At 38.3% G+C, this 23,891-nt stretch carries 20 protein-coding genes; 7 read left to right on the forward strand and 13 right to left on the reverse strand.

Annotated elements, in window-relative coordinates:
• Positions 1-88: 88 nt before the first annotated feature.
• The 4 genes from ACFSR3_RS04425 (at position 89) to rlmB (ending at position 6,661) form a co-directional block, all read left to right on the forward strand.
• Positions 89-3,238, forward strand: a complete 3,150-nt coding sequence (locus ACFSR3_RS04425; protein ID WP_379819880.1) for a SusC/RagA family TonB-linked outer membrane protein — start codon at positions 89-91, stop codon at positions 3,236-3,238.
• 11 nt (positions 3,239-3,249) lie between these two features.
• Complete coding sequence (locus ACFSR3_RS04430) at positions 3,250-4,944, forward strand: SusD/RagB family nutrient-binding outer membrane lipoprotein (protein WP_379819881.1); 1,695 nt, start codon at positions 3,250-3,252, stop codon at positions 4,942-4,944.
• Between the two features lie 12 nt (positions 4,945-4,956).
• Complete coding sequence (locus ACFSR3_RS04435; protein WP_379819882.1) at positions 4,957-5,856, forward strand: hypothetical protein; 900 nt, start codon at positions 4,957-4,959, stop codon at positions 5,854-5,856.
• Positions 5,857-5,926: 70 nt separating this feature from the next.
• Positions 5,927-6,661, forward strand: coding sequence for a 23S rRNA (guanosine(2251)-2'-O)-methyltransferase RlmB (gene rlmB / locus ACFSR3_RS04440; RefSeq protein WP_379819883.1), 735 nt, complete (start codon positions 5,927-5,929; stop codon positions 6,659-6,661).
• Positions 6,662-6,672: 11 nt separating this feature from the next.
• On the opposite strand, the gene ACFSR3_RS04445 is transcribed toward rlmB, so the two are convergent.
• Positions 6,673-7,479: a rhomboid family intramembrane serine protease gene (locus ACFSR3_RS04445; protein ID WP_379819884.1), complete on the reverse strand. Its 807-nt coding sequence runs from the start codon at positions 7,477-7,479 to the stop codon at positions 6,673-6,675.
• 118 nt (positions 7,480-7,597) lie between these two features.
• On the opposite strand from ACFSR3_RS04445, the gene ACFSR3_RS04450 reads away from it, so the two are divergent.
• Positions 7,598-8,872, forward strand: a complete 1,275-nt coding sequence (locus ACFSR3_RS04450; protein WP_379819885.1) for a replication-associated recombination protein A — start codon at positions 7,598-7,600, stop codon at positions 8,870-8,872.
• A 73-nt stretch (positions 8,873-8,945) separates the two neighbouring features.
• Here ACFSR3_RS04450 and ACFSR3_RS04455 read toward each other — a convergent pair whose 3' ends face one another.
• From ACFSR3_RS04455 to ACFSR3_RS04480, 6 genes are read right to left on the reverse strand one after another with little or no spacing between them, the layout of a single operon-like run.
• Complete coding sequence (locus tag ACFSR3_RS04455) at positions 8,946-9,668, reverse strand: hypothetical protein (protein ID WP_379819886.1); 723 nt, start codon at positions 9,666-9,668, stop codon at positions 8,946-8,948.
• A 5-nt stretch (positions 9,669-9,673) separates the two neighbouring features.
• Positions 9,674-10,363, reverse strand: coding sequence for a YjjG family noncanonical pyrimidine nucleotidase (locus ACFSR3_RS04460; protein WP_379819887.1), 690 nt, complete (start codon positions 10,361-10,363; stop codon positions 9,674-9,676).
• Positions 10,363-10,860, reverse strand: a complete 498-nt coding sequence (locus ACFSR3_RS04465; protein WP_379819888.1) for a hypothetical protein — start codon at positions 10,858-10,860, stop codon at positions 10,363-10,365. Before ACFSR3_RS04465 ends, ACFSR3_RS04460 begins: the two co-directional genes overlap by 1 nt.
• Positions 10,853-12,217, reverse strand: coding sequence for an FtsX-like permease family protein (locus ACFSR3_RS04470; RefSeq protein WP_379819889.1), 1,365 nt, complete (start codon positions 12,215-12,217; stop codon positions 10,853-10,855). Before ACFSR3_RS04470 ends, ACFSR3_RS04465 begins: the two co-directional genes overlap by 8 nt.
• Complete coding sequence (locus tag ACFSR3_RS04475; RefSeq protein ID WP_379819890.1) at positions 12,217-12,843, reverse strand: ABC transporter ATP-binding protein; 627 nt, start codon at positions 12,841-12,843, stop codon at positions 12,217-12,219. Before ACFSR3_RS04475 ends, ACFSR3_RS04470 begins: the two co-directional genes overlap by 1 nt.
• A 58-nt stretch (positions 12,844-12,901) precedes the next feature.
• Complete coding sequence (locus ACFSR3_RS04480; RefSeq protein ID WP_147278072.1) at positions 12,902-13,306, reverse strand: hypothetical protein; 405 nt, start codon at positions 13,304-13,306, stop codon at positions 12,902-12,904.
• 243 nt (positions 13,307-13,549) lie between these two features.
• On the opposite strand from ACFSR3_RS04480, the gene ACFSR3_RS04485 reads away from it, so the two are divergent.
• The gene (locus tag ACFSR3_RS04485; RefSeq protein WP_379819891.1) at positions 13,550-14,188 is read left to right on the forward strand and encodes an NAD(P)-dependent oxidoreductase; all 639 of its coding nucleotides are present in this window, start codon (positions 13,550-13,552) and stop codon (positions 14,186-14,188) included.
• 33 nt (positions 14,189-14,221) lie between these two features.
• Here ACFSR3_RS04485 and radC read toward each other — a convergent pair whose 3' ends face one another.
• Positions 14,222-14,920, reverse strand: a complete 699-nt coding sequence (gene radC / locus ACFSR3_RS04490; RefSeq protein WP_379819892.1) for a RadC family protein — start codon at positions 14,918-14,920, stop codon at positions 14,222-14,224.
• A 92-nt stretch (positions 14,921-15,012) separates the two neighbouring features.
• On the opposite strand from radC, the gene ACFSR3_RS04495 reads away from it, so the two are divergent.
• Complete coding sequence (locus ACFSR3_RS04495; RefSeq protein WP_379819893.1) at positions 15,013-15,615, forward strand: DUF1287 domain-containing protein; 603 nt, start codon at positions 15,013-15,015, stop codon at positions 15,613-15,615.
• A gap of 469 nt (positions 15,616-16,084) precedes the next feature.
• On the opposite strand, the gene ACFSR3_RS04500 is transcribed toward ACFSR3_RS04495, so the two are convergent.
• From ACFSR3_RS04500 to obgE, 5 genes are all read right to left on the reverse strand, one after another.
• Complete coding sequence (locus ACFSR3_RS04500) at positions 16,085-16,690, reverse strand: hypothetical protein (RefSeq protein ID WP_379819894.1); 606 nt, start codon at positions 16,688-16,690, stop codon at positions 16,085-16,087.
• A 141-nt stretch (positions 16,691-16,831) separates the two neighbouring features.
• Complete coding sequence (locus ACFSR3_RS04505) at positions 16,832-18,190, reverse strand: UDP-N-acetylmuramate--L-alanine ligase (protein ID WP_379819895.1); 1,359 nt, start codon at positions 18,188-18,190, stop codon at positions 16,832-16,834.
• 123 nt (positions 18,191-18,313) lie between these two features.
• On the reverse strand, positions 18,314-20,458 hold the full coding sequence (locus tag ACFSR3_RS04510) for a S46 family peptidase (RefSeq protein ID WP_379819896.1): 2,145 nt from the start codon (positions 20,456-20,458) through the stop codon (positions 18,314-18,316).
• Between the two features lie 196 nt (positions 20,459-20,654).
• Entirely contained in the window at positions 20,655-22,673 is a 2,019-nt protein-coding gene (locus ACFSR3_RS04515; protein ID WP_379819897.1) for an LTA synthase family protein, read from the reverse strand.
• A gap of 195 nt (positions 22,674-22,868) precedes the next feature.
• Positions 22,869-23,870, reverse strand: coding sequence for a GTPase ObgE (obgE, locus tag ACFSR3_RS04520; RefSeq protein ID WP_379819898.1), 1,002 nt, complete (start codon positions 23,868-23,870; stop codon positions 22,869-22,871).
• Positions 23,871-23,891 lie beyond the last annotated feature (21 nt).

The following is a 23,891-nucleotide window of genomic DNA, read 5'->3' on the forward strand; positions in this document are numbered from 1 at the left end:
ATTACAAAAATTCTAAATTTTTTCATAAAAAACTTGCGTATCACGATACTTCAACAGAAATTTGGGAAACTAACTCAAATCTATTTCAATGAAGACAAGGCTACGTGTTTTGTTAACGCTCCTCATGGCGTTAATGATGCAAATTTCGTTTGCACAGCAAAGAGCTGTATCCGGTACAGTTAAAGACTCAGGTGGTTTCCCAATTCCGGGAGTAAATGTTGTCGTTAAAGGCACATCCACAGGAACCCAAACCGACATTGACGGTAATTTCACAATTCAGGCCGCTCCGACCGACATTCTTGTGTTTTCTTACATTGGTATGACAACACGAGAAACGCTGGCTAGTTCAACTACCATGAATATTACCATGGCAGATGACGCAACAGAGCTTGAAGCTGTGGTAGTTACCGCATTTGGTATCAAAAGAAATCCTAAAGACCTGGGATATTCGGTAAGCAGCATTAAAAGTGCTGACATTACTGAGAACTCCGAGCCGGATCTTATCCGTGCAATAAACGGTAAAGTACCGGGAGTTAACGTAAACGTATCTACCGGGGTTGCGGGTGCAGCCAACCAGATTACGATTAGGGGTATAAGTAGTGTAACAGGTGATACTCAACCACTGATCATCGTAGATGGGGTTGCCTACAACAACACCGAGGTTACAACCTCAAGCCAGGTAACTGGTGGTGGTGGATACCAGAATGGTCTTTCATCTCTTGACCCTAACGACATTGCTACAATGAACGTACTAAAAGGTGCAGCAGCATCTGCTCTTTACGGTTCAAGAGCTATGAATGGAGTAATTGTGATTACCACTAAATCAGGAAACCCTTCAGGTAACACTAATAACAAAATGTCTGTTACCTACAGTAACGGTACTTATTTTGAAAACATTGCTAACCTGCCGGACTACCAAAACACTTATGGTGCAGGTAACAACTTTATATACAGTAATGCTAATGGTTCTTGGGGACCTCGTTTTGATTCGTTAGAAACTATCCCAACGTGGCCTAACTTAAAGAATGCTTTCCCTGATCAGTTTGGCGACACAATGCCTTATGTTGCTAAACCTAATAACGTTAAAGACCTATTCAGAACAGGTACCGTTTTAGAAAACTCATTAAACCTTAATTATGGAGGACAGGACGGCAGCTTTAATTTAACAATCTCTGATCTTGGTCAGGATGGTTACATTCCTTACAACACTTATGATAGAACATCATTCTCAACCGGTGGTAACTTTAAGCTTAAAAATGGACTTACTGTAGGTGCCAACCTGAGCTATGCTACAACAAAACAAGTGGGAGGTTTCTTTGGTGAAAACCAATTTGACGGTGCTTCTTCTTCATTTGCAAGAACGTTGTTCCTTGCAAGGAACTGGGATTTTAACTTACCGTACGAAGATCCTATTACAGGAGGAAGCGTTATTCCAAATGCTGGATATGATCATCCACTATGGTCTTGGAAACATGACCAGATAACAACAAACACACAAAGAACTGTTGCAGGTATCAATTTCGGTTATGCGTTTAACGACAACATCTCTGCTTCATACAGACTAGGTGTTAACAAATATGACCTTGATCGTAGAGAAATTCGCGACAAAAACTCAAGAGCTGATCAGGGTGTAGGTTCTGTGACTATAGACAACTTCAGCAATGAAGATATAGAATCAACATTAATTGTAAACTTTGATTACAAACTTACTGACAAAATAGGCTTTAAAGCGATTGTAGGTAATAACGTTTTCCAAAACACTACTACAAGAGTAGGCTACTACGGTCGTGAATTCATTGTAGATGACGTTTTCAGTTTACGTAATACAAACACAGTAACCAACCTTGCCGACGGAAGTACACGTGCAAGACGTGTGGGTGTTTTTGGTGACGTTACCTTCTCTTATAACGAATGGCTTTTCCTTAACGGTACTGCCAGAAATGACTTCTCTTCAACACTTCCTAAAAACAATAGATCATACTTCTATCCATCAGGAAGTTTATCGGTAATACTTACCGAAGCACTTAAAATGAATAGTGATGTATTAACATTTGCTAAATTAAGAACCAGTTATGCAAAAGTGGGTAGAGATACATACGCAGAAGCTATAAACAACAACTTTGTACTTAATAATGCATACAACAAAAACCCTGCTGTTGGTAACAGAACAACATTAGCAGATGAAAATTTGAGCCCTGAGTTTGCAAAAGAATTCGAAATTGGTACAGATCTGGAATTTTTTAAACGCAGAATTGCTCTTGATTTTACTTACTACAGCAAAGATGCTTACGATTTGATTCTTCCTGTTGCTGTTCCTGTATCTACCGGATATCAGGAATATCTAACCAATGGAGCTGCCATGACCAATAAAGGTTTTGAGGTGGGACTCACATTGGTTCCGGTACAGACTGAAAACTTTAAATGGACATGGATTACGAATTTCACTAAAAATAAAAACGAAGTTACTGAATTATATCCTGGACTTGACAGAACTCAGCTTGATCCAAACGAAGTTGCTTATGCAATTCCGGGACAGCCATTCGGAGTATTCTACGGAACACGCTTTGCAAGAGATGAAGAAGGCAACTACCTGATCAATCAGGCAACAGGAGGTATAGTACAGGATCCTGAGTTGGGAATCATTGGCGATCCAAACCCAGACTTTAAAATGAACTTCATTAACACCTTTAGCTACAAAGGAATCACTTTAAGAGCACAGATTGACTGGAGAGAAGGTGGAGATGTATCTTCATCTACAATCGAACAGCTTCTTGGTCGTGGTGTAACTAAAGATACTGAAGATCGTGAGAAAGTTCATATTATTCCGGGATACTATGGAAATAATGATGGAACACCTGTATTGGATGCGAACGGAAATAAAATCCCGAACAACACAACTATCAGTACTAACGAATTGTATTTCTCTCCTTCAGGAAGTAACACTTTTGCCATAAACAGTGTTGACGAAGCAAGAATTTATGATGGAACAGTATACAGATTAAGAGAACTAAGTCTTACTTATGATCTTCCTGCCAAGATACTTGAAAAAACACCTTTCGGAAGAATCAGCTTTGGCTTTATTGCCAACAACCTATGGTACTGGGCACCGAATGTACCTAAGTACACTAACTTCGACCCTGAAACAACAAGTTATGGTTCAGGTACCCTACAGGGGATAGAGGTATCGGCAGCACCAACAGCAAAAAGATACGGTTTCAGACTTAATGTATCCTTCTAAAAAAAAATAAAATGAAAATAGTTAAATATACAAAATACGGATTGGCAGTTTTAACAGTTGCTCTATTCGCCACGGGATGTAGTGATTCATATTTTGATGTAAACACTGATAAGGACAGCCCTAGTGTAGCACCTCTAAGTGCTTTGCTAACCAATACTCAGGTTGCTCTTGGTGCCGCAGGTGATTTCCAGTTTTACACAGGAGACATCATGCAGGTTTATACGCACCAAATGGTAGTAAGGGAAGAGCCGGACCAATACGGGACAAAGGTTGACAACATCAACCTTCAAAACGAATGGAACAATCTTTACCTTACACTAACAGACCTAAACAGTATTATTGATCAGGGAACAAGAGATGAAGCTCCTGCTTATGTAGGAATCGCACAAATGGAAAAAGCGTACCTTCTTGCCTTTGCTGTTGACATCTGGGGAGACATCCCTTTTTCTGAAGCCAACAGATTGAGAGACAGCGGTATTATCGCGCCTAAATTTGATAATCAGGAGGAAGTATATGCAGCAATATTTGAACTTATTGAACAAGCTAAAGTTAATATGGCTGCTGATAGCCCAATCTCACCTACCACCAACGACATTTTTTATGGCGGTGATATGGAAAAATGGATCAAATTTGCCAACACTTTCAAATTCAAGCTGTACAATCAGGTTAGAAATACTCCATTATTTAATGCCGCAGATTTTGCAGCATTGGTAGCCGAAGACAACTTCATGGAATCGAGTGCTGATGACTTTGAGTTTAAGCACACTACAAACCAGACTCCTTCTGACGAGAGAAACAGATTCTTTGTAGCGTCTTACGGAAGTACACAGTTCTCTACTTATATGAGTCCATGGTTTTATGAGATCCTTAAAGGTATGAATCCTAACATCCATACAGGCAACCCTGACCCAAGGATTCCGTATTACTTCTTTAACCAGCTGACAGCTGGACAATTCCCACCGGACCAGGGAGACGCAGAAACAGGTAATCCAAAAGCAGATTACTGGGATGCCTCAACAGGTTTCTTCTCAATCCGTTTTGGAAGTACAGGACCATGGAGAGATTCATCAGCAGAAAACTCATATACCTACCCTGGAATATTCCCAACAGGAGGCCGTTATGATGACGGCGAAGGAGGAATTATGGATATTAATGGCGGAACAGGCCGTGCTCCAAAAAGAATCCTTACATATGATGAATTCCTTTACATAAAAGCGGAACTTATGCTTGCAGGTGTACTATCAGGTGATGCAGGTACCCAGCTTGAAGAAGCCATGAATGCCAGCTTTGCAAAAGTTGATGCTGTTGTTGCCGGAACAGGAACTACTCAGGACGTACCTGTACTTACAGGCTCATCTGATGTAACTGATTTCATTGCAGATGTTATGACAGAATATGCATCCGGCGATGCTGCCAAAAAACTGGAAATCATAATGACACAAAAATGGGTAGCAACTTTTGGTGATCCGGCTGATCAATATACTGATTACAGAAGAACAGGATTTCCTGTACTTGCTAACCCTAACGGTCCGTCACCAGAGTATCAATTAAACAACAATGATGGTTTCCCTCTTATCGATTCGCAAACAGTACAAAACAACCTGTTCCAGGTGTCTTTATTCTGGCCACAAAGTGAACTGAACGCCAATGCTAGTGCGCCGGCTCAAAAAAACCCAGGAACTTACACTATATTCTGGGACAACTAAAAACATAAAGCCATGAAAAAACTAAAATATATATTTATTTCATTATTCGCTTTAACCATGGCGTTATCGTGTGATGATGACGGTGGGGACAGCAAACTGAACCTTAAAACCAGTGCTGTTCCTGACATTCAGAAAGTTGAAGGTTCACAACCCATAATTGACTTATTAGCTATACAGGAAGGGGAAGACGTTTCAATCTCTTTCACAGCTGACATAGGGATGGGAACAGTATCTTCAATGGATGTTGTAGGTTACTATTTCGCCGCAGACGGATCAGTTGAAAAAGTAGTATTAGCTAATGATGTTACTACTTTCCCTACAACTTTAACTCTTAGCAAACAACAGCTTATTGACACCTTTGCTGCTCTAAATTCAGACGCAGATTTTTCATTGGGAGACCAACTGGTAATTACCGGAGATCTAACGCTAGAAGACGGAACTGTTGTTAGTATGCTGACCGACGCAGGTGGAAGAAACTATGGTACTGACATCCAGAATTCACCATTATTTAAAGTAACTCAAACATACAATGTATCTTGTCCTTCTGATTTAGGTGGTACTTACACTGCTTTATCAAGTGGTGCCTCTACAGATTCTGGACCTACACCGGATGAAAATCCTATTACTGATTATCCGTATGATATAGTACTAACTGACAATGGCGGAGGAAGCTACACATTATCTGATGCTTTTGGAGGTCTATACATACTATGGTATGACATCTATGGACTAACATTTGAAGTTGAAGGCGATATTACTGACGTATGTGGTACATTGAGCGGTTCGTTTACAGATCCTTTTGGGGCTAACGTAACAATCGATGGTGTTGTGAATGGTGATGGTACTATTACCTACACCTGGGTTAATGATTTTGGCGACACAGGAACAACTACATTAACCAAAGTTCCATAAGAGAAATTTCTATATTCAATATTTCAATCGAGGATGGCAATAGCCATCCTCTTTTTTATACCTTTGCACCATGGAAAAAGAACATCAGATTTTCGGTATAAGAGCTATAATAGAAGCCATACACGCAGGAAAAGAAATTGACAAGGTATTTATTCAGAAAGATGCGCAGGGAGATCTTATGAAAGACCTTATGAAGGCCATGAAAGCCAACAATGTTAACTTTAGCTACGTTCCTGTAGAAAAACTGAACAGATTAACCCATAACAACCATCAGGGCGCTGTTGCTACCATCGCCCCTATTTCATTCCATAATCTGGAGTCATTAATTGAAAAAGTAATGGAGAGCGGAAAAACTCCCCTATTCCTTATTTTAGATCAATTATCCGATGCGCGTAACTTTGGTGCTATAATCAGAACTGCAGAATGTACCGGAGTTGATGGCATCATCGTTCAAAAGCAGGGTTCAGCCCCTGTAAATGGAGACACAGTAAAAACTTCTGCCGGTGCGGTATTTAATGTTCCTATCTGTAAAGTGGAGCATATAAAGGATGCTATTTTTCATCTTCAGGGCTCAGGAATAAAAACCGTTGCCGCAACTGAAAAAACGGACAACAACATTTATGACATTGCCTTAACAGAACCTGTAGCTATAATTATGGGATCAGAAGACAGAGGTATCAATCCTTCAGTACTGAAAATTGTAGATGAAAAGGTAAAACTGCCAATGTTCGGAACAATTTCTTCTCTAAATGTATCTGTGGCTTGTGGTGCTTTTTTATATGAAGCTGTAAGACAAAGACAATAAAAAACACTTAATTAAAGAGTCTGTTCATCAGACTCTTTTTTTTGGTCATTACCATTCTGAACAGGGACATAAGTATAAACAATCCTTATAGTTTGTGAAGGCAAAGGAGACAGTATTTCAGCATCTACAACCTCAATATCTTCAGGTTTGGGTGGGTTTACAAAATTGCCATTCTCATCAAACCGCTTCATAAAAGGATCTCCTTTGGGGTCGAAGTCCGGGCGCTGCCAGTCATAAACAATTTGTCTCTTATATTCAGGGGTTTTATATATTCTTGAAAACAACAGTCCGCTCACGAGTCCGCCCAAATGGCCTTCCCAGGATATTGTTTGGTCTTCACCCGGAAAAACATACCATACCATTCCACCATAAAGTACAATTATAGTAAGCGATAAAGCTACCAATCGATAGTAACCTGTTTGCATTCCTTTAAAAAAGATAAAGCTGACAAGCACATATATAAGTCCGCTAGCGCCTATATGGTAAGAATCCCTGCCTATCAACCATGTAATAAATCCTGAGAGCAAAATGCCATATACAATTATCTGCAAGGCATACTGCCTGTAAAAATACCTTAGCGCAGCAACAAGTACAAGTAATGGTATCGAATTATTATAAAGATGTTCCAGGCTTCCGTGAAGAAAAGGACTTAACATTATCCCTCTCAATCCTTTCAGGGTTCTCGGAAGAATCCCATAATCATTAAGATATATATGGTATTTCACCTCTACCCAATATACTAACCAAAGCAACAATACAAAATAGAGCGGCCAGGCAAAAACGGAAGGTGAAAACTTAAATTCGTTTGTATCGGTCATACTACTTTGAAATCAAAAATATATCCAAACTAAAATCTATGCTCTTTTGTCATATTTTAAATATAAAACTTATGCTAACGCATATTGTCATCAATATCGAAATATGTAATTTTACAACATGGAAGCACCTTTGGCAGAACGCATACGTCCGCAACATTTATCAGAATATATAAGCCAGCAGCATCTTGTAGGGCCAAACGGCTCGTTAACACACCAGATTGCACGCGGTATCATTCCATCATTAATTTTATGGGGACCTCCCGGCACCGGAAAAACAACTCTGGCGCAGATAATGGCTCAGGAAAGTAACCGCCCTTTTTATGTATTAAGCGCCATAAATGCAGGCGTAAAAGATATCCGTGATGTAATTGACAAAACCAAACAAAGTGGCGGGTTATTTACCGCTAAGAATCCGATATTATTCATTGATGAGATCCATCGCTTCAGCAAATCACAGCAGGATTCTCTTTTGGCAGCTGTTGAGAAAGGCTGGGTTACACTTATAGGTGCTACGACTGAAAACCCCAGCTTCGAAGTTATACCCGCTTTATTATCCCGTTGTCAGGTATATATCCTCAATGCTTTTACAAAAGACGACCTCGAAGCACTGTTGCATCGTGCAATGGAAGCCGATACCTACCTGAAAACCAAAAATATAAACCTAAAAGAAACAGAGGCACTACTTCGTCTTTCGGGTGGCGATGGCCGTAAACTCCTGAATATTTTTGAATTGGTAATAAATGCTACCGATGGCGAAATAATTGAGATAACTAACGAGAGAGTAATGCAGCTTGTTCAGAAAAACACTGTATTGTATGACAAGACCGGAGAACAGCACTATGACATAATTTCAGCCTTTATAAAATCTATGAGGGGTAGCGACCCCAATGGAGCCGTTTATTGGCTGGCAAGAATGATTGAAGGTGGCGAAGACCTGAAGTTTATTGCGCGAAGAATGCTTATACTTGCATCAGAAGATATTGGAAACGCGAATCCAACAGCTTTGATAATGGCAAATAACACCTTTCAGGCTGTCTCAACCATCGGTTACCCTGAATCGAGAATACTATTGAGTCAATGTGCAATTTACCTCGCTACTTCCCCTAAAAGTAACGCCAGCTATATGGCCATAGGAAAGGCCCAGCAAATTGTAAAACAAACAGGAGACCTACCGGTACCATTACATCTGCGCAATGCTCCTACCAAACTTATGAAAGAGTTAGGCTATGGTGATGAATATAAATACGCACACGATTACGACAATAATTTTGCCGATCAGGAATTCCTGCCCGATGAAATTAAAAACACAGCTTTTTATGACCCGGGAAATAATTCAAGGGAAAACTCTACCCGTGAATTTTTAAGAAACCGCTGGAAGAAGTACGGGTATTAAATAGCAAAGTTTCAAAGCCGCAGAGAAACTAAGTCAAAAAACTTTGAAACTTTGAAACTTTGAAACTTTGAAACTAAAACTTAATATTTAGTTTTTCAGAAACCAATTTATCATTTTGGTAATATTCAAAGACCCAGTCATTACCTTTTTTGAACACTACCCCATTTTTAGTTTCTGATACAGCAGTGTATGAATCCTGCTGTGATGTCTTATATATTTTCAAAACCACTTTAGGAGTACTATCTACCAATTGATAGCCATTAGCTATTGGCTGTGCAAAAAGCTGGTTAGTATTGTTTACCGTTTCAGGAGTTGCAGCCTGTTGATGTGCCGGAACTGAAGCAGCAGCTTTCACCGGCCTATCATTCTTACCTGAATATTTATAATCCAGTTGGGCTACTGACTGTGATGCTTCACGAAGCGCCTGATAATATGCTTTTTGATATGCTTTTTCTTTACTAGTCCCTTCAGCAGAAGTAAATACAACTTTACCATCACAATTTTTCAACTCAATAACCAGCTTAGTGCTAAGTAATCCTGAGTCATTTTTTACGTTAGCATATAGTGCTTTACATCTGTCCAAGGCAAGTTCATCCGGCATCTTTTGAGTTGGATGATAAACCAGCCATCCATACTTTTCAAAAATCATTTTAGTTAATGAATTCAGGTTATATTGATTATCCTCTTTAAGCCATTCAAATTTTTCAGGGACAACTACATATTTATAGTCATTTATACTTTGCGCAAAGCCGATTCCTGACATTAGCAACACAAACAATAGTATAGTCTTTTTCATAGCAATTATAAAATGTTTTTTATTTCAAGTAAGTGATTGATTTGCATTATTGAAGCAGGAGCTTCAAGATTATGCTCATTAAAAAAAATAGCCTCCATACCGCAGTCAATAGCTCCCTGTACATCGGCCTCAATACAGTCTCCTATCATTATACTTTCTTTCCTGTCGACATTTGCTGCCTTGAGAGCATATTCAAAAATACCTGCATGGGGCTTCTTGCAACCTGCCAACTCAGAATTTGTAATCGTATCGAAGTAATGCCCAATATTCGCATTTTTCAATTTACGTTCCTGAACTTCGTCAGGACCATTAGTAATGATATGCAGGCTGTATTTCGGTTTAAGATAGTCCAGTACTTCAACAGCACCTTCAAAAAGGTTGTTATTTTCAGGCAGCAGCCTTATGTATTGCTGTGAAATCCTTTCTAACAGAATATCATCGGCGGTAAAATCGATCAGCAAAAAAGTATCTTTTAAGCGCCCATAACGCAACTCCTGTTGCGTTATTTCACCATCACGATATAACTTCCAGTATTTAGCATTTATAGGTGAATAATGCTTATTAAATTCCTGATGGGAAACTTTGATATCGAGTTCTTCAAAAATAACCTGAAAAGCAAGCGCAGAGTTTTTTTCGAAATCCCACAACGTATGGTCGAGATCAAAAAAAACAGCCCTCTTATTAGTTATCTTCATTAGTTACCTTTTGTAATAACAGCATTATCTACGTGATAAATCCAGTCATCAACATCAGTATCGTTGTATCTGAAAGTTCCTTCAACAGTTACATATTGATCGGTCTTAAGCTTAATATTCGGATTTTTAAATTTTAGTCCCATGATGGTCTCAGGTCCTGCTTTTCCACAAAAGAAACACGAAGCAAAAACATTTTTGCTCAGGGCATAGTTCTTATTATCAATAGGCACGATAAAACCACTCATGGTAACGGGCTTTTTGTTTTTTGCCTTAAGTGTAGGGTTAATTACCGGATACATTACCCCTTCAGGATAATCTTTGCTTGGCTTTTTAAGGTATTTTATCTGAGCTAACAATTTCCAGGTAAGTGTATCATTCGCGGTTATGTAGGTAGATTCTCCTTTCGGTTTGTTAACCGCAGTATCTGAAGGTGTACCAAGTGACATTAAAACGAACCCCGAAACAATAAGGGCAAAAAATAAATAAGTCTTACGCATTTGCAAGAGTTTTTGAAATATTTAAACTATATGCTTTCACGGCAGGGATAACCGCTGCCAAAATCCCTACAAAGATAGTGAGCAGGAACAAATATCCTTCCTTTTCCCAAACAAACTCAAAAGGATTGAATGACATTTTAAATTCATCCTCCGATGAACCCGAAATAAACACCAATGCTATTCTACCAACAATCGTTCCAAACACATAGCCTGTAACACATAAAAGAAGGCTTTCTATAAGAACAAGTGATAAAAGCTGTAAACGGCTTGCACCATTAACGCGCAATAATGCAAATTCGTATTTCCTGTCCTTTAGCGTATTGAATAACGCTATAAAAATACTGATTCCTGATATTAACATTATACCATATGCCAGATACTGTAATGCATTAAGCCCAATACCAAATAAAGTAAACAGCCTGTTGATTTCTATACCCGGAAGAGCTGCCTGCATTTTAGTATTTTGGGCAATAATCCTTGGCCACATAAAAATTGCATTCTTGTTTCTGAATTTCAATAATACGGCTGTTATTTCTTTTCCTTCTTCATTAACTACAGTAGCCTCTTCATGATTATGGTCGTGGGGTTCCCCAACATGGCTTTCATGATCATGGCTGTGTGATTCGTCAGTATGAGCTTCATGATCGTGATTATGGGCTTCTTCAGCGTGATCATGATGATCATGGGTATCAGCAACAGCCTCGTGTGCATGGTCGTGTTCCTCTTCTGCCCCTTCTTCATGTTCATGATCGTGCATCGCCCAGACACTTTGTATATTACATAATATAAGATTGTCTACAACCTTACCTGTAGGCGAAGCTATTCCGGTTACGACATAGGCATGACTATCGTGTACCTCTCCTTCTTCGGCATCCCCATGAGAGCCAAAGAATTTATCGCCTACCTTTATCCCCATTTTTTTGGCGATTTCGCTACCTACCACAACTTCAAAGTCTTTACTGAATACCTTACCATTAGAAACAGTAGCTCCGTACTTTGAAAGATATTCCGGCGTAGTACCTACAATACGAAACCCTCTGTAATTATCTCCAAAAGCTAATGGAATAGCGCTTTTAACAAAAGGATGGTGCATCCATTTTTTTGCTTCAGTATAATCAATATTACCGGTAGGAGCATCTACCTGATAAACCGACGACAATATTAACTGTAAGGGACTTCCCTGTGCACCGAGCACCATATCCACACCATCAATATTATCATTGAATTTTTTCTCGAATTGCTGCTCCAATAGTATCAGCAAGGTTATGATTGCAACACTGGCTGTTAAGAGTATAATGCTTAGTGCTGTATTTAATGGCTTGAACCAAATATTTTTCCAGGCTATTTTTGTGATCATTACAGAGAGATTTGGTTAGGAAAACGGTCTTTTAACCTTTGATCATGCGTTACAATTACCAATGCAGTTCCAAACTGCTTTGCAAGATGATCCAGCATATCGGCAACTTTAAAAGCATTCTCATCGTCAAGGCTCGAGGTTGGTTCGTCGGCTAATAACAGTTTGGGCTCATTAATAAGTGCACGGGCAATCGAAACCCTTTGCTGTTGACCTATACTTAATTGTGATGGTAATTTATGAAGATGCTCTTTAAGATCAAGCTGTTCTAAAAGCTGTCTGGCTTTATCGCCAGCCTGTTTACCCGTTGCCAGCCATGAAGCCAGGACAACATTTTCCAGTACATCCAGTGAAGCAATAAAATAAGATTGCTGCAATACCAGCCCTATATTTTTTCCTCTGAAATGATCCAGTTGTTTTTCTGAAAGGGTAACGATATTAGTATCCTCTATAATTATATCGCCGTTTTGGGGTCTTTGCAAACCGCCTAAAAGGTGTAAAAGTGTAGTTTTTCCTTTTCCGGAACCTCCTGTTATCAGAAGGCTCTCTCCTCTCGATGTGGCTATATCAGGAAAGCTGAATGCTGTACGTTGCCCATAAGAGAAGTTTATATTTTTTGTACTTATCATGCCAATTTGTAATTGACCTGCAATTTAGCGAAAAGAGAATGATAAAAAAAGTTAACAATTAGGCATTGTGCTCAACATTATGGTTATTTCTCATCTCAAAGACAATAATACTTTGCAACATACCTTTTTCTTTATCATCATTTTCAAAAGCACGTTCAAGATTTAACTCATCATCCTGAAGAGCATCAAGGCAACGTGCATAAATAGACTTGCGGCTTTTAAGGTCTGTCATTGATAAATCCAGGCGAATTTCCAAAACAGAACGATGAATGTAAGGATCACTTATATAGACTTTTGCGTGTTCCCTGTCATAATTTTCAGTAAGATTAAAATCGACAAGTTCAAACTGGTGTTTTTCAAGTTTTTCAAGTACCATCGCAGGCAACTCCCTATCCCTTACTTCCGGCTCATCGGGCAAATCAAACTCCCCATCATATTTAAAGGTCATAGTGTAGTTATGCATAGCTATTTTTTTATTTTAAAATTAAAACATAAACTATAACCCTGTAAATTAATTAACAAAACGATAGGAAAGGTTTAATTCAAAATACTGATTACATTAAGATTACTTTTTAATTTACACTATATTTGCCCTATCAGGATTGCTTTATAAAATAATACCATAGGCAAAAGCAGGTCTTTTGCAGTTTCCGGAGCATTCCAGCTACCGGAGAAATAATCTATTATTATTTAATAAAGTATATATATGAAACCTACCATAAAAATTGCCGTTATCGGCGGCACCGGAAAAGCCGGAAGCTTTTTGATAAAAGAGCTCAAAAAGCAGCATATCAAATTTAAAGCAATGGTTCGAAATCCTGAAAATTCGAATTTCTCTCCTGAACAATTTCTGAAAGGCAATGTAAGTGATTACGAGACTGTCGTATCACTCCTTAAAGACTGTGACGTTGTTATAAGCATGCTGGGCATGGGTACTTCGTCAAATCCATCAACAATCTTTACAACTGCCACCGCTAATATAATTAAGGCTATGGGAGAAGCAAACATTAAACGTTACATCGTAATTACCGGATTGAATGTCGACACTCCTTCAGACGACAAAGGCGAGAAATCTAAAATGGCTACCGGATGGATGATGACACATTATCCCGAAACTACAAAAAACAAACAACAGGAATACGAACTACTTGTTAAAAGTGATTTAGACTGGACAATGGTTCGCTTGCCTATGATTATGCAAACCGATGAAAAACCGGAAATAAACATCAGCCTCCTTGATTGTCCGGGTGATGCAATCAGCGCGACATCACTTGCAAAGTTTGTCATTGATCAGATTGACGACCCTACCTATATCAGGAAAGCTCCTTTTATAGCAAACATTTAAACTGTAACGGTGAGCCAAGGCTCACCGTTTATTTTACAAAATCCCGTCATCAGCAAAACTTAAATAACCATTTTCGGTTACTATAACATGATCAAGAACATTAATACTTAAAGCCTGCCCTGCCGTTTTAAGCTGACGTGTTATCTGCTTATCAGGTTCACTCGCCTGTAATATGCCCGAAGGATGATTGTGCACTAAAATTATACCCGTAGCATTTTGCTCTAAAGCGGTTTTAAACAAAATACGTACATCTACCACAGTACCGGTTATCCCGCCTTTACTTAATTGCGACTTATAAGTAACTTTATTCGAGTTATTCAGGTATAATACCCAAAACTCTTCATGTGGCAGCTCTCCTATTATAGGCTGCATAATCTCAAATACAGCACGACTTGAAGTAATTCGCTTTAAATCAACTCCGGCTTCATCGCGTCTCCTTCGTCCCAGCTCCATAGCAGCTGCAATGGTTATGGCTTTAGCTTCACCAATTCCTTTAAAACTCATTAATTGCTGTAAACTCTGCTTGCCTAATGCGTTCAGGCTGTTGTCTACACTAGATAAAATCCGCTTGCTCAGTTCAACCGCACTTTCATTACGGCTACCTGAGCCTATAAGTATGGCAATAAGCTCGGCATCACTTAGGGCTGCCTTTCCCTTAAGCATAAGCTTTTCACGTGGCTGATCGTCTTCCGCCCAGTATTTAATTGAGAAATTACCTGTAGATTCTTCCATAGTAAGATGTAAAATACTAATGTACAGAAAATGACTGTTGAAATTATACCATATGAGATATTTCTTTCGTTTCAAAACAAAACAATCTCACTATGAAACACTTACTATTTGTGCTTTTATTAGCATGCACTAACAATGTCACCTCTGATACTACAAATCTGAAACCTACAAAACCTAAAGACTTTTATGAAAAACTTTCAGACGCGGCAATATCCATAGTCAATCCTTCAATAGAATACGACCCCACCTATTTCACCATTCCTTACCCTAATGGCGATGTTCCTAAAGACAAAGGCGTTTGTACCGATGTTGTAATTCGTTCCTATCGCAAATTGGGTATCGATTTACAAAAAGAAGTGCATGAAGACATGAAAAAGAATTTTGACAAATACCCAAAAGCCTGGGGATTAAAATCCACCGATTCTAACATAGACCACAGACGCGTGCCTAACTTACAGGTTTTCTTTTCCCGTTTTGGAGAAGTACTTCCCAAAACGCAAAAAACTGCCGATTATAATCCCGGAGATATCGTTACCTGGAGATTATCCGACAGACATGTGCACATTGGAATGGTTGTAGACAGAAAAGCAGCATCGGGAAGGCCCATGATCGTGCATAATATTGGTTCGGGACAGGTAATGGAAGATGTACTTTTTAATTATGAAATTACCGGACACTACCGATATAAAAAATAAAAAAACAGGGGCTAAAAAGACAATTATTGGTTTGGATTGGTTGGATGGATGGATTGGATTACCAAAATTTATCATCATGCCTTATGCCCCTGTTAATGCTAAAAAAACCGGGCCGCCTTTATGACTTGCTAAACCTAAATTATTAGACCTCTAAAGAAAAAATTACACTACTTTTAATTAAAAACTTTAAAATCTAAAAATGGCGAACCCGGAATACCTAAAACTTATTATTTGAAATTTTAGGCAACATTAGCACATTTTTTTATTGATTCTTAATAAAACAGTCCAAATAAGCGCGGGAAAAAAGTGACATAATCGGGTATTTTAAGTGACACACTTACCCTAAATCTTTATTTTTCAAGCAACTAAAAACCCTACTAACAAAAAATAAGCTTTCTGCCAGCAGGGTGTAAAAAATTCATCTGAAACATCATTTAGTACTTTCAGATAATCAAGAAATCATCTGTTTTTATTTCAGATCATAAGAAACAAGTCTGTATTCGATGAAACCTGTCGCGGTTGATATATACCTGTACTTTTTAATGACAAAACCGATACGGGGAGAATACCCCTCTACAACCCCTACTCCCTCAGGCAAATTTTTATCCGGGTAAGGATTAAAATAACCTGAATATGGGAACACTTCATAGTTTTGCCCCTCTACCGTTATGGTAGTCTTATCTTTTAAAGTATAAGTTGTAGTACCAAATTCATAATTTAAATTTGCAGGACGTGTTTCTGTAAAACTGCTATCGGTTCCCGGATGTAAAACCCTCCCTAAAGAATTAATAAGATGATCCGATTTGTCAATTCTTAAAAACGCTTCTCCATCCAACAGATCATCTGTACTTGTTAGTTTAAAATATTCTTTTCCATCGATATTTTCAATTCCAACAACTTTTACAGTATCTGTTTTACCGGAATAATTTTCCTGATCTCCATTTATAGTATATCTTTTATAGACCCACTCATTCCCAACTTTAAGGTTAAAGAATTCTTTTTTGTTGTTGTCATCATCATTAGAACAAGATGACAAAGCAATGACAATAGCCATTAGTGTTACGATTTTTTTCATAGTGATTGAAGTTTGATTTATAAGCATATAACCAGATCTCAAAATTTATATTGTACTGCAAAACCTACAATTTTATTGTTTTAAAACATAAAAAAACCTGCTAAGTTTTCACTAGCAGGCTATTTATAAAAGTCATTTCAACTATATAAGATTCTTTACTTCATCAAAATTAAGTCCTCCATAGTTACCCGAACTCATCAGCAAGAGGGCAACCCCCTCAGAACCATATTTCAGATTATAAAGATAATCCTTAAAAGCATCCGGATTGGTATAGATAATCAAATCCTTACGATTGAAGGCTTTAGCTATCTGCTCATAAGTTACCTCTTCAAGCTGTTTTATCTTTACTGCATCAGGAGAATAGAATACCACCGCCACATCAGCATTATCAAGTGCACCTTCATATTCCTTAAGGAATTCTGCATTAAGGCTGCTGTAAGTATGAAGCTCCAGACAGGCAATAAGGGTTTTATCAGGATACTGTTCTTTTACAGCTTTGGTGGTGGCTGCTACTTTGCTTGGCGAATGCGCAAAATCTTTATAAGCTACATTCTTACCATTCTGAGCAATTTTCTCAAGACGTTTACTTGCACCTTTAAAGCTGGCAATAGCCTCATAAAAATCAGCCTCATCCACGCCCATGTTTTGACAAATCCATTTTGCTCCCGCAAGATTGTTAAGGTTATGCGCACCAAAAACCTCTATAGGCATAGGCCCCTCAGGAGTTTCAAGAAGCGTTACCCCATTCTGAACAGTATATTCAGGAGTATGGTATGCCAGTTTACGGATAGGATTTGTAGCTTCTTCCGCAACACGTTTTACTTCCGGATCATTCTCGTTGTAAACTAAAATACCCCCATTAGTAATTTTCTCGATAAATATCTTAAACTGGTCTACGTAGTTCTCGTATGTAGGGAACACATTGATATGATCCCAGGCAATACCACTTATTAAAGCGATATTCGGTTGGTATAAATGGAATTTTGGTCTTCTGTCCATTGGAGATGACAGGTATTCATCGCCTTCAAGAACAATAAAATCATTTTCCTCTGTCAGGTGCACCATCGTATCGAATCCTTCCAGTTGGGCACCCACCATATAATCAACATCAATATTATGATAGTGCATAACGTGAAGTATCATGCTGGTAATGGTTGTCTTTCCATGAGAACCACCTATAACTACACGGGTCTTATTTTTAGATTGCTCATACAGAAATTCAGGGTATGAATAGATCTTCAGGCCTAACTCCTGGGCTTTAAGCAATTCGGGGTTATCGGCTTTGGCATGCATCCCTAATATTATAGCTTCGATATCAGCCGTTATTTTTTCAGGAAACCAACCCATTTCTGCCGGAAGCAGTCCTTTCTTTTCAAGGCGTGAACGTGATGGTTCAAAAATAGCATCGTCGCTGCCCGTTACCTGATATCCTTTTGAGTGAAGTGCCAGTGCCAGATTGTGCATGGCGGCACCACCTATTGCTATAAAATGTGTACGCATTATTTTATTTTCTTAAGACTTCAAATGTAGCCAAAATGAAAGAATTATATAGTTGTAAAAAACAAAAAAATCCGCTTCTCAATGAGAAGCGGATTTCTTATGAATATGAACGTAATTATATACTTATTTCACGATTGTCATCTCGTCAACAATGTGTTTAGCATTTGAGTATTTGTCGATTACCCAAAGTACATAACGAATGTCAACGTTGATAGTCCTTTGCAGGTCTTTATCAAAGATAACGTCACCGGCCATAGCCTCGATGTTTCCGTCAAACGCAAGACCGATAAGCTCACCTTTACCGTTAAGCACCGGAGAACCTGAGTTACCACCTGTAATATCATTATCCGTAAGGAAGTTTACCGGCATGTAACCTGCTTTATCAGCATACTGACCGAAGTCTTTTTTCTCATAAAGCTCAAGAAGTCTTTTCGGAAGATCGAACTCCTCATCATTCGGTTTGTATTTAGCTACTTCACCCTGCATAGTAGTGTAGTAGTTTTTCTTGGCATCGTTTCTCTTATCTTTAGGAAGCGAACGTACTTTACCGTAAGTTAAACGTAGTGTGCTGTTAGCATCAGGATAATATTTAACATCCGGATTAGCAACTCTAAGACCTTCTACAAGTAAACGGAATGATTTAGAGAAATCAGCATCAAGTTTTTGCTGCTCTTCAGATTTAGCTCTGTATTTAGTCATCAAATCAGATGAAAGAAGGTAAAGCGGGTCATTTTTAAGTGTTTCAACACTTGGATTTGCCAACCATGCTTCAAGTTTTTCTTTAGTTCCAAAGATACTATTGTCAAATGCATTATTTACATAAGCAGTGTAGTTATAATTGTTCTCTTTGCCAATTTTAGCAACAAGCGGAGCAATTTCGTATCCTGTTGATTTAGTAGCGTAAAGATTAAGCTGCGCTGCAAGTACATCTTTCTCTATAGGCAGGTACATTGTACCGTATACTTCTTCGATATAAGCATCAAGATCACCTTTCATTGCCGCTCTTCCAGATTCATTAGAGTTAGCATACTGCTCAAGTCCACGACCTAAACCTGCTGGTGTAGCTGCAAAAGCACTTGTTCTAAGCATACCTACAAGGTAGTTATCATGACGCGCTTTCTCGTTTGTTTTAGCATAGTAACCGTTAATAGTAGTGATTACATCACCATACTTAGCTTTGTTCTCAGCTTTGTTAGCCCATTTATTGAAATCAGCTTCGTTTTTAGCTTTAGTAGCAGCTGTTTTGTGCTTTGTAAGCGCATCGATCATACCCTGGCGGTTTTTCCAGTAGTTTGCAACCTGAGCATATTTAGATGCATAGTTAAGACGTACTTTCTGGTCTTTGTCCATATGCACCTTCATTTTGTCCATACCAAGTTTAGATGACTCAACCCAGGCAGGGTAAGCATACTTAACATTCTGCTCGATACCACCAGCCGGCATCCAGCGGTTAGTACGGCCCGGGTATCCAAGGATCATTGCAAAGTCGTTCTCCTGAACACCTTTTAAACTTACAGGTAGGTAGTGTTTAGGTTTTAGAGGAACGTTTTTCTCAGAGTATTCAGCTGGGTTACCGTTAGCATCTGCATATACACGGAACATTGAGAAATCACCTGTGTGACGAGGCCACTCCCAGTTGTCTGTATCTCCACCAAATTTACCAATGCTCTCAGGAGGGGTACCTACAAGACGAACATCGTTATAATCCTGGTAAACAAAATAATAGAATTCATTACCCTGGAAGAAAGAACGAACAGAAACTACATATTTACCGTTCTCACTGTTTTCTTTTTCGATAGCAGCACTTTCCTGTTGGATAGCTTTCTCTCTTTCTGCCTCAGTCATATTAGGATTAAGTTTTCCTAATATCCTTTTGGTAGCATCGTCCATTCTTACGAAGAAACGAACTGAAAGGCTTTTTGGCTTTAGCTCCCCTGCATGGTTAGCAGCCCAGAAACCATTTTTAAGCCAGTTAGCTTCAGGAGTAGAAAGTTCAGCGATTGCCTCATAACCGCAGTGGTGGTTTGTAAGAACAAGTCCGTCTTTAGAGATGATCTCAGCTGTACAGCCGCCGTTAAACTGAACGATAGCATCTTTTAAGCTATGGTTGTTAATGCTGTAAATCTCTTCAGTTGTTAACTGAAGCCCCATTTTCTGCATATCCCTGTGATTAAGACGCTCAATGAACATCAAAAACCACATTCCCTCGTCAGCTCTTACCGGAAGAACCATAAGCGACATGGTAAGGAATAAAATAATTTTTTTCATTTGTTGTGGATAAAAGTTAATAGTCGTTAGCTAATAGTCACTGTAAATTCATTTTTGTTACAGCATAACCACTAACTATTTTTAAATTTTGTGCTGCGAAGATACTTTTTTTTGAGAATTCAATAAAATTATAGGGTTGTAAAAACTATGTAAAGAATACATTTTTCCATAAAAAAAGATGCCTTTCGGCATCTTTTTACTCTTTTGATAACCCAACCATGGCCAGTCCTTTTTTCTTTTCAGATTCCGGCAGATAGTCGCGTTTATTTAAGTGGGTATAATATTCCTGTATAAAAGCCTTAAATCTGTTGATATCTTCTTCATCGGCTTTGGTTATATGCTTAATAAGATTATGCTTGCCAAGCGGGTCTTTTCTGTAATCCGATTTAAGCAATACATCTTTTTCATTGAACAGATAGTAATAATCATTGGTTATAAAATTGAAAGCACCATTGGAAAAGTTAATCACAAAATGATTTTTGGCAGCCTCTTTATCAAAGTGATCTTTACCAAAAGCGAAATACGGTTTGTCATAATTCATCATTCCCAGCAGTGTAGGCATAATATCAATATGCTGCATAATCTTATCATCTTTCGCTTTCATTGTGCTGCCCGGCTTAAAGAAGAATATCGGAATGGTATAGTCAAACGGTGCCTTTTTAAATTTCTTATTATCTGCCCCTGATGAATGGTCGGCAGTAATTATAAAAAGAGTGTTTTTATACCATGGTTCCTTTTCAATGCTTTTAAAGAATTCACCCAATGCATAATCCGAATATTTTATAGCACGGTGAATTGGCAATGTACCTTCGCTGAACTGCTTTGGCAGTCCCGGAGGGATAGCATACGGATGATGTGACGATAGCGTAAAAAATGTAGCAAAAAATGGTTTCCCGGTATCACTCATCTTATTAAGCTTTTTATGAACAAAAGGCATGAACTTGTGATCCCATATCCCCCATTTACCGTCAAAATCTGCTGTACCGTTCTCCTGCTCATATTCGCCACGGGAGTAGAAATTCTTTATCCCCGTATTTTTACCAAAAGACACAAATCCCATAGATTCTTTTACAGCTCCATGAAAGAACGCCGTATTGTACCCCATATCGTTCATACACTGTGGCAATGCATAATAAGGGGCCACCGAATTAGGCATTGACAAGAAGTGTTCTTTAAATGTTGGTATTGATGCCCAGATAGCAGGAAGAGCATCTACCGAGCGGTAACCATTCTGATGTCCGTTAGTAAACAGATAACCCTCCTGAAAAAGTGAGTCAAGAAAAGGAGTATTGGTTTCCTGTCCGGGTTTAAACTGATCTGAAAGGCTTTTTATATGAGCCTTACCAAAACTCTCCAATATAATAACCATTACATTCGTTTTTCTGTCAATATCAAACGCCTCTAATATTTCAGGATTATGAGTGGTAGGGTATATATTTTCGGCAATCTTATCATCAAAATATTTCAATGCCTTTGCCTCTTTCGACTTACCTATTGTCCTTATAAAACAAAACGGATTACTTAGCATAAAAGAGGTATGCGTAGGGTTTTCGGTATACAGGAATGCATCGTTCATACCTATAGGAAACGATGCCGCTGAAAATGTAGCTCCCCTCACAAAGAATACCACTACTACCATCATTACCAAAAAGTAACCACTATTAACGATATAATATCTTTTAGGAGTAACAGTTTCATTTTTTTCTAAAAACTCCTGTTTTCCTTCACATGAACATTTATAGCTTTGGTATAAAATAACCAGCAATAGAAAATAAAAAATAAAGCCGTACCAATAGTCTGCAACAAAATCAGCTAAAAGCGGCACAAAAGCATCTTCTCCCAAAAGAAAGAAATCGCCCAATACAATTCTTGCCTGTTTGAAAGGGTAATAAAAAATATCAGCAACATTAATCAGCAAACCCAGTCCATTCGTCACCATAAACACCCAGAACATTACTTTACGATACATCTTATTCTCCCTGAAATGGAACGGAATCAAAGACATAACGATAAATAACAAATTGATGTAAATTATAGAAACCGTATCAAACATCAGGCTGCCTCTTAAAAGACTTAACACATCTTTTCCCTGTATCGGATCAATAAGATCACTATTGAAGTATAAAAAAGCGAGACGGCATAACATAAAAACCACATACACCGTAAACAGTCTCACTAACAAAACAAAAAGACTGTTTTTATAATTGAATTTCATAATATTTTGCTATCAAATAGTTATAAAAATGTTAACTAAAAATTTTTACGATGCAAAGATATAGGGTTTTTATTAAAATTAAGTTAACAAATACGATTATTTAAACAAATGTTTAATTTTTAATGTATTGAAAATTAAGTATAAAACAAAAAAAAGCCGACTTAAAAGTCGGCTTTAGTATATTTAAGAATAGTATTAGTTGTTTAGCATTTGCCAAAGCTTATCCTTCAGTTCAGTAAGTCCCTGTTGTGCAACAGACGAGATAAACATATAAGGCATACCTTTAAATTCCTTATCAAGTGCTGTTTTCATCTCAGCCTTAAGCTCTTCGTCAAGCATATCGCATTTAGAAACTACAATTAGTCTGTCTTTATCAAGCATTTCAGGATTATAGCGTCTTAGTTCATCAAGAAGTATATCATATTCTTTTTTGATATCTTCAGCATCTGCAGGAATCAAAAACAACAATGTTGAGTTACGTTCAATATGCCTTAAGAAATAATGGCCTAGTCCTTTACCCTCTGCAGCCCCTTCAATGATTCCTGGAATATCGGCAATTACAAATGATTGGAAATCTCTGTAGGCAACAATCCCTAAATTCGGTTTAAGAGTGGTAAACGGATAATCGGCAATTTTAGGCTTAGCAGAAGTAAGCACCGATAGTAATGTTGATTTTCCGGCATTAGGAAAACCTACCAAGCCAACATCCGCAAGAACTTTAAGCTCAAGAATGATATCGCGTTCTTCTGCAGGCATTCCTGGCTGCGAATATCTTGGCGTCTGGTTTGTTGCACTACGGAAATGCCAGTTACCCAAACCTCCTTTACCACCTTTGGCTACAATTTGTTTTTCGCCATCTTCGGTAATCTCGAAAAGTATTTCGTTAGTTTCTTTATCACGAACCACAGTTCCCAACGGAACCTCAATGTATTTATCTTCACCATCTGCACCGGTACTGCGTGCACTACCACCATCGCCACCATGGGTAGCTTTAATGTGTCTTGCAAACTTAAGGTGATACAATGTCCACAAACTCTTGTTCCCAATCAGGTAAACGTGTCCTCCACGGCCACCATCACCTCCATCAGGCCCACCTTTTTCAATAAACTTTTCTCTGTGCAGGTGTGTAGACCCTTTACCTCCCTTACCGGAAGACACATATATCTTTACGTAATCTACAAAATTCCCTTCTGTCATGCTTTCCTGTTAATTGTTTAT

The organism is Flavobacterium suzhouense (assembly GCF_042684765.1).
Taxonomy (GTDB): domain Bacteria; phylum Bacteroidota; class Bacteroidia; order Flavobacteriales; family Flavobacteriaceae; genus Flavobacterium; species Flavobacterium suzhouense.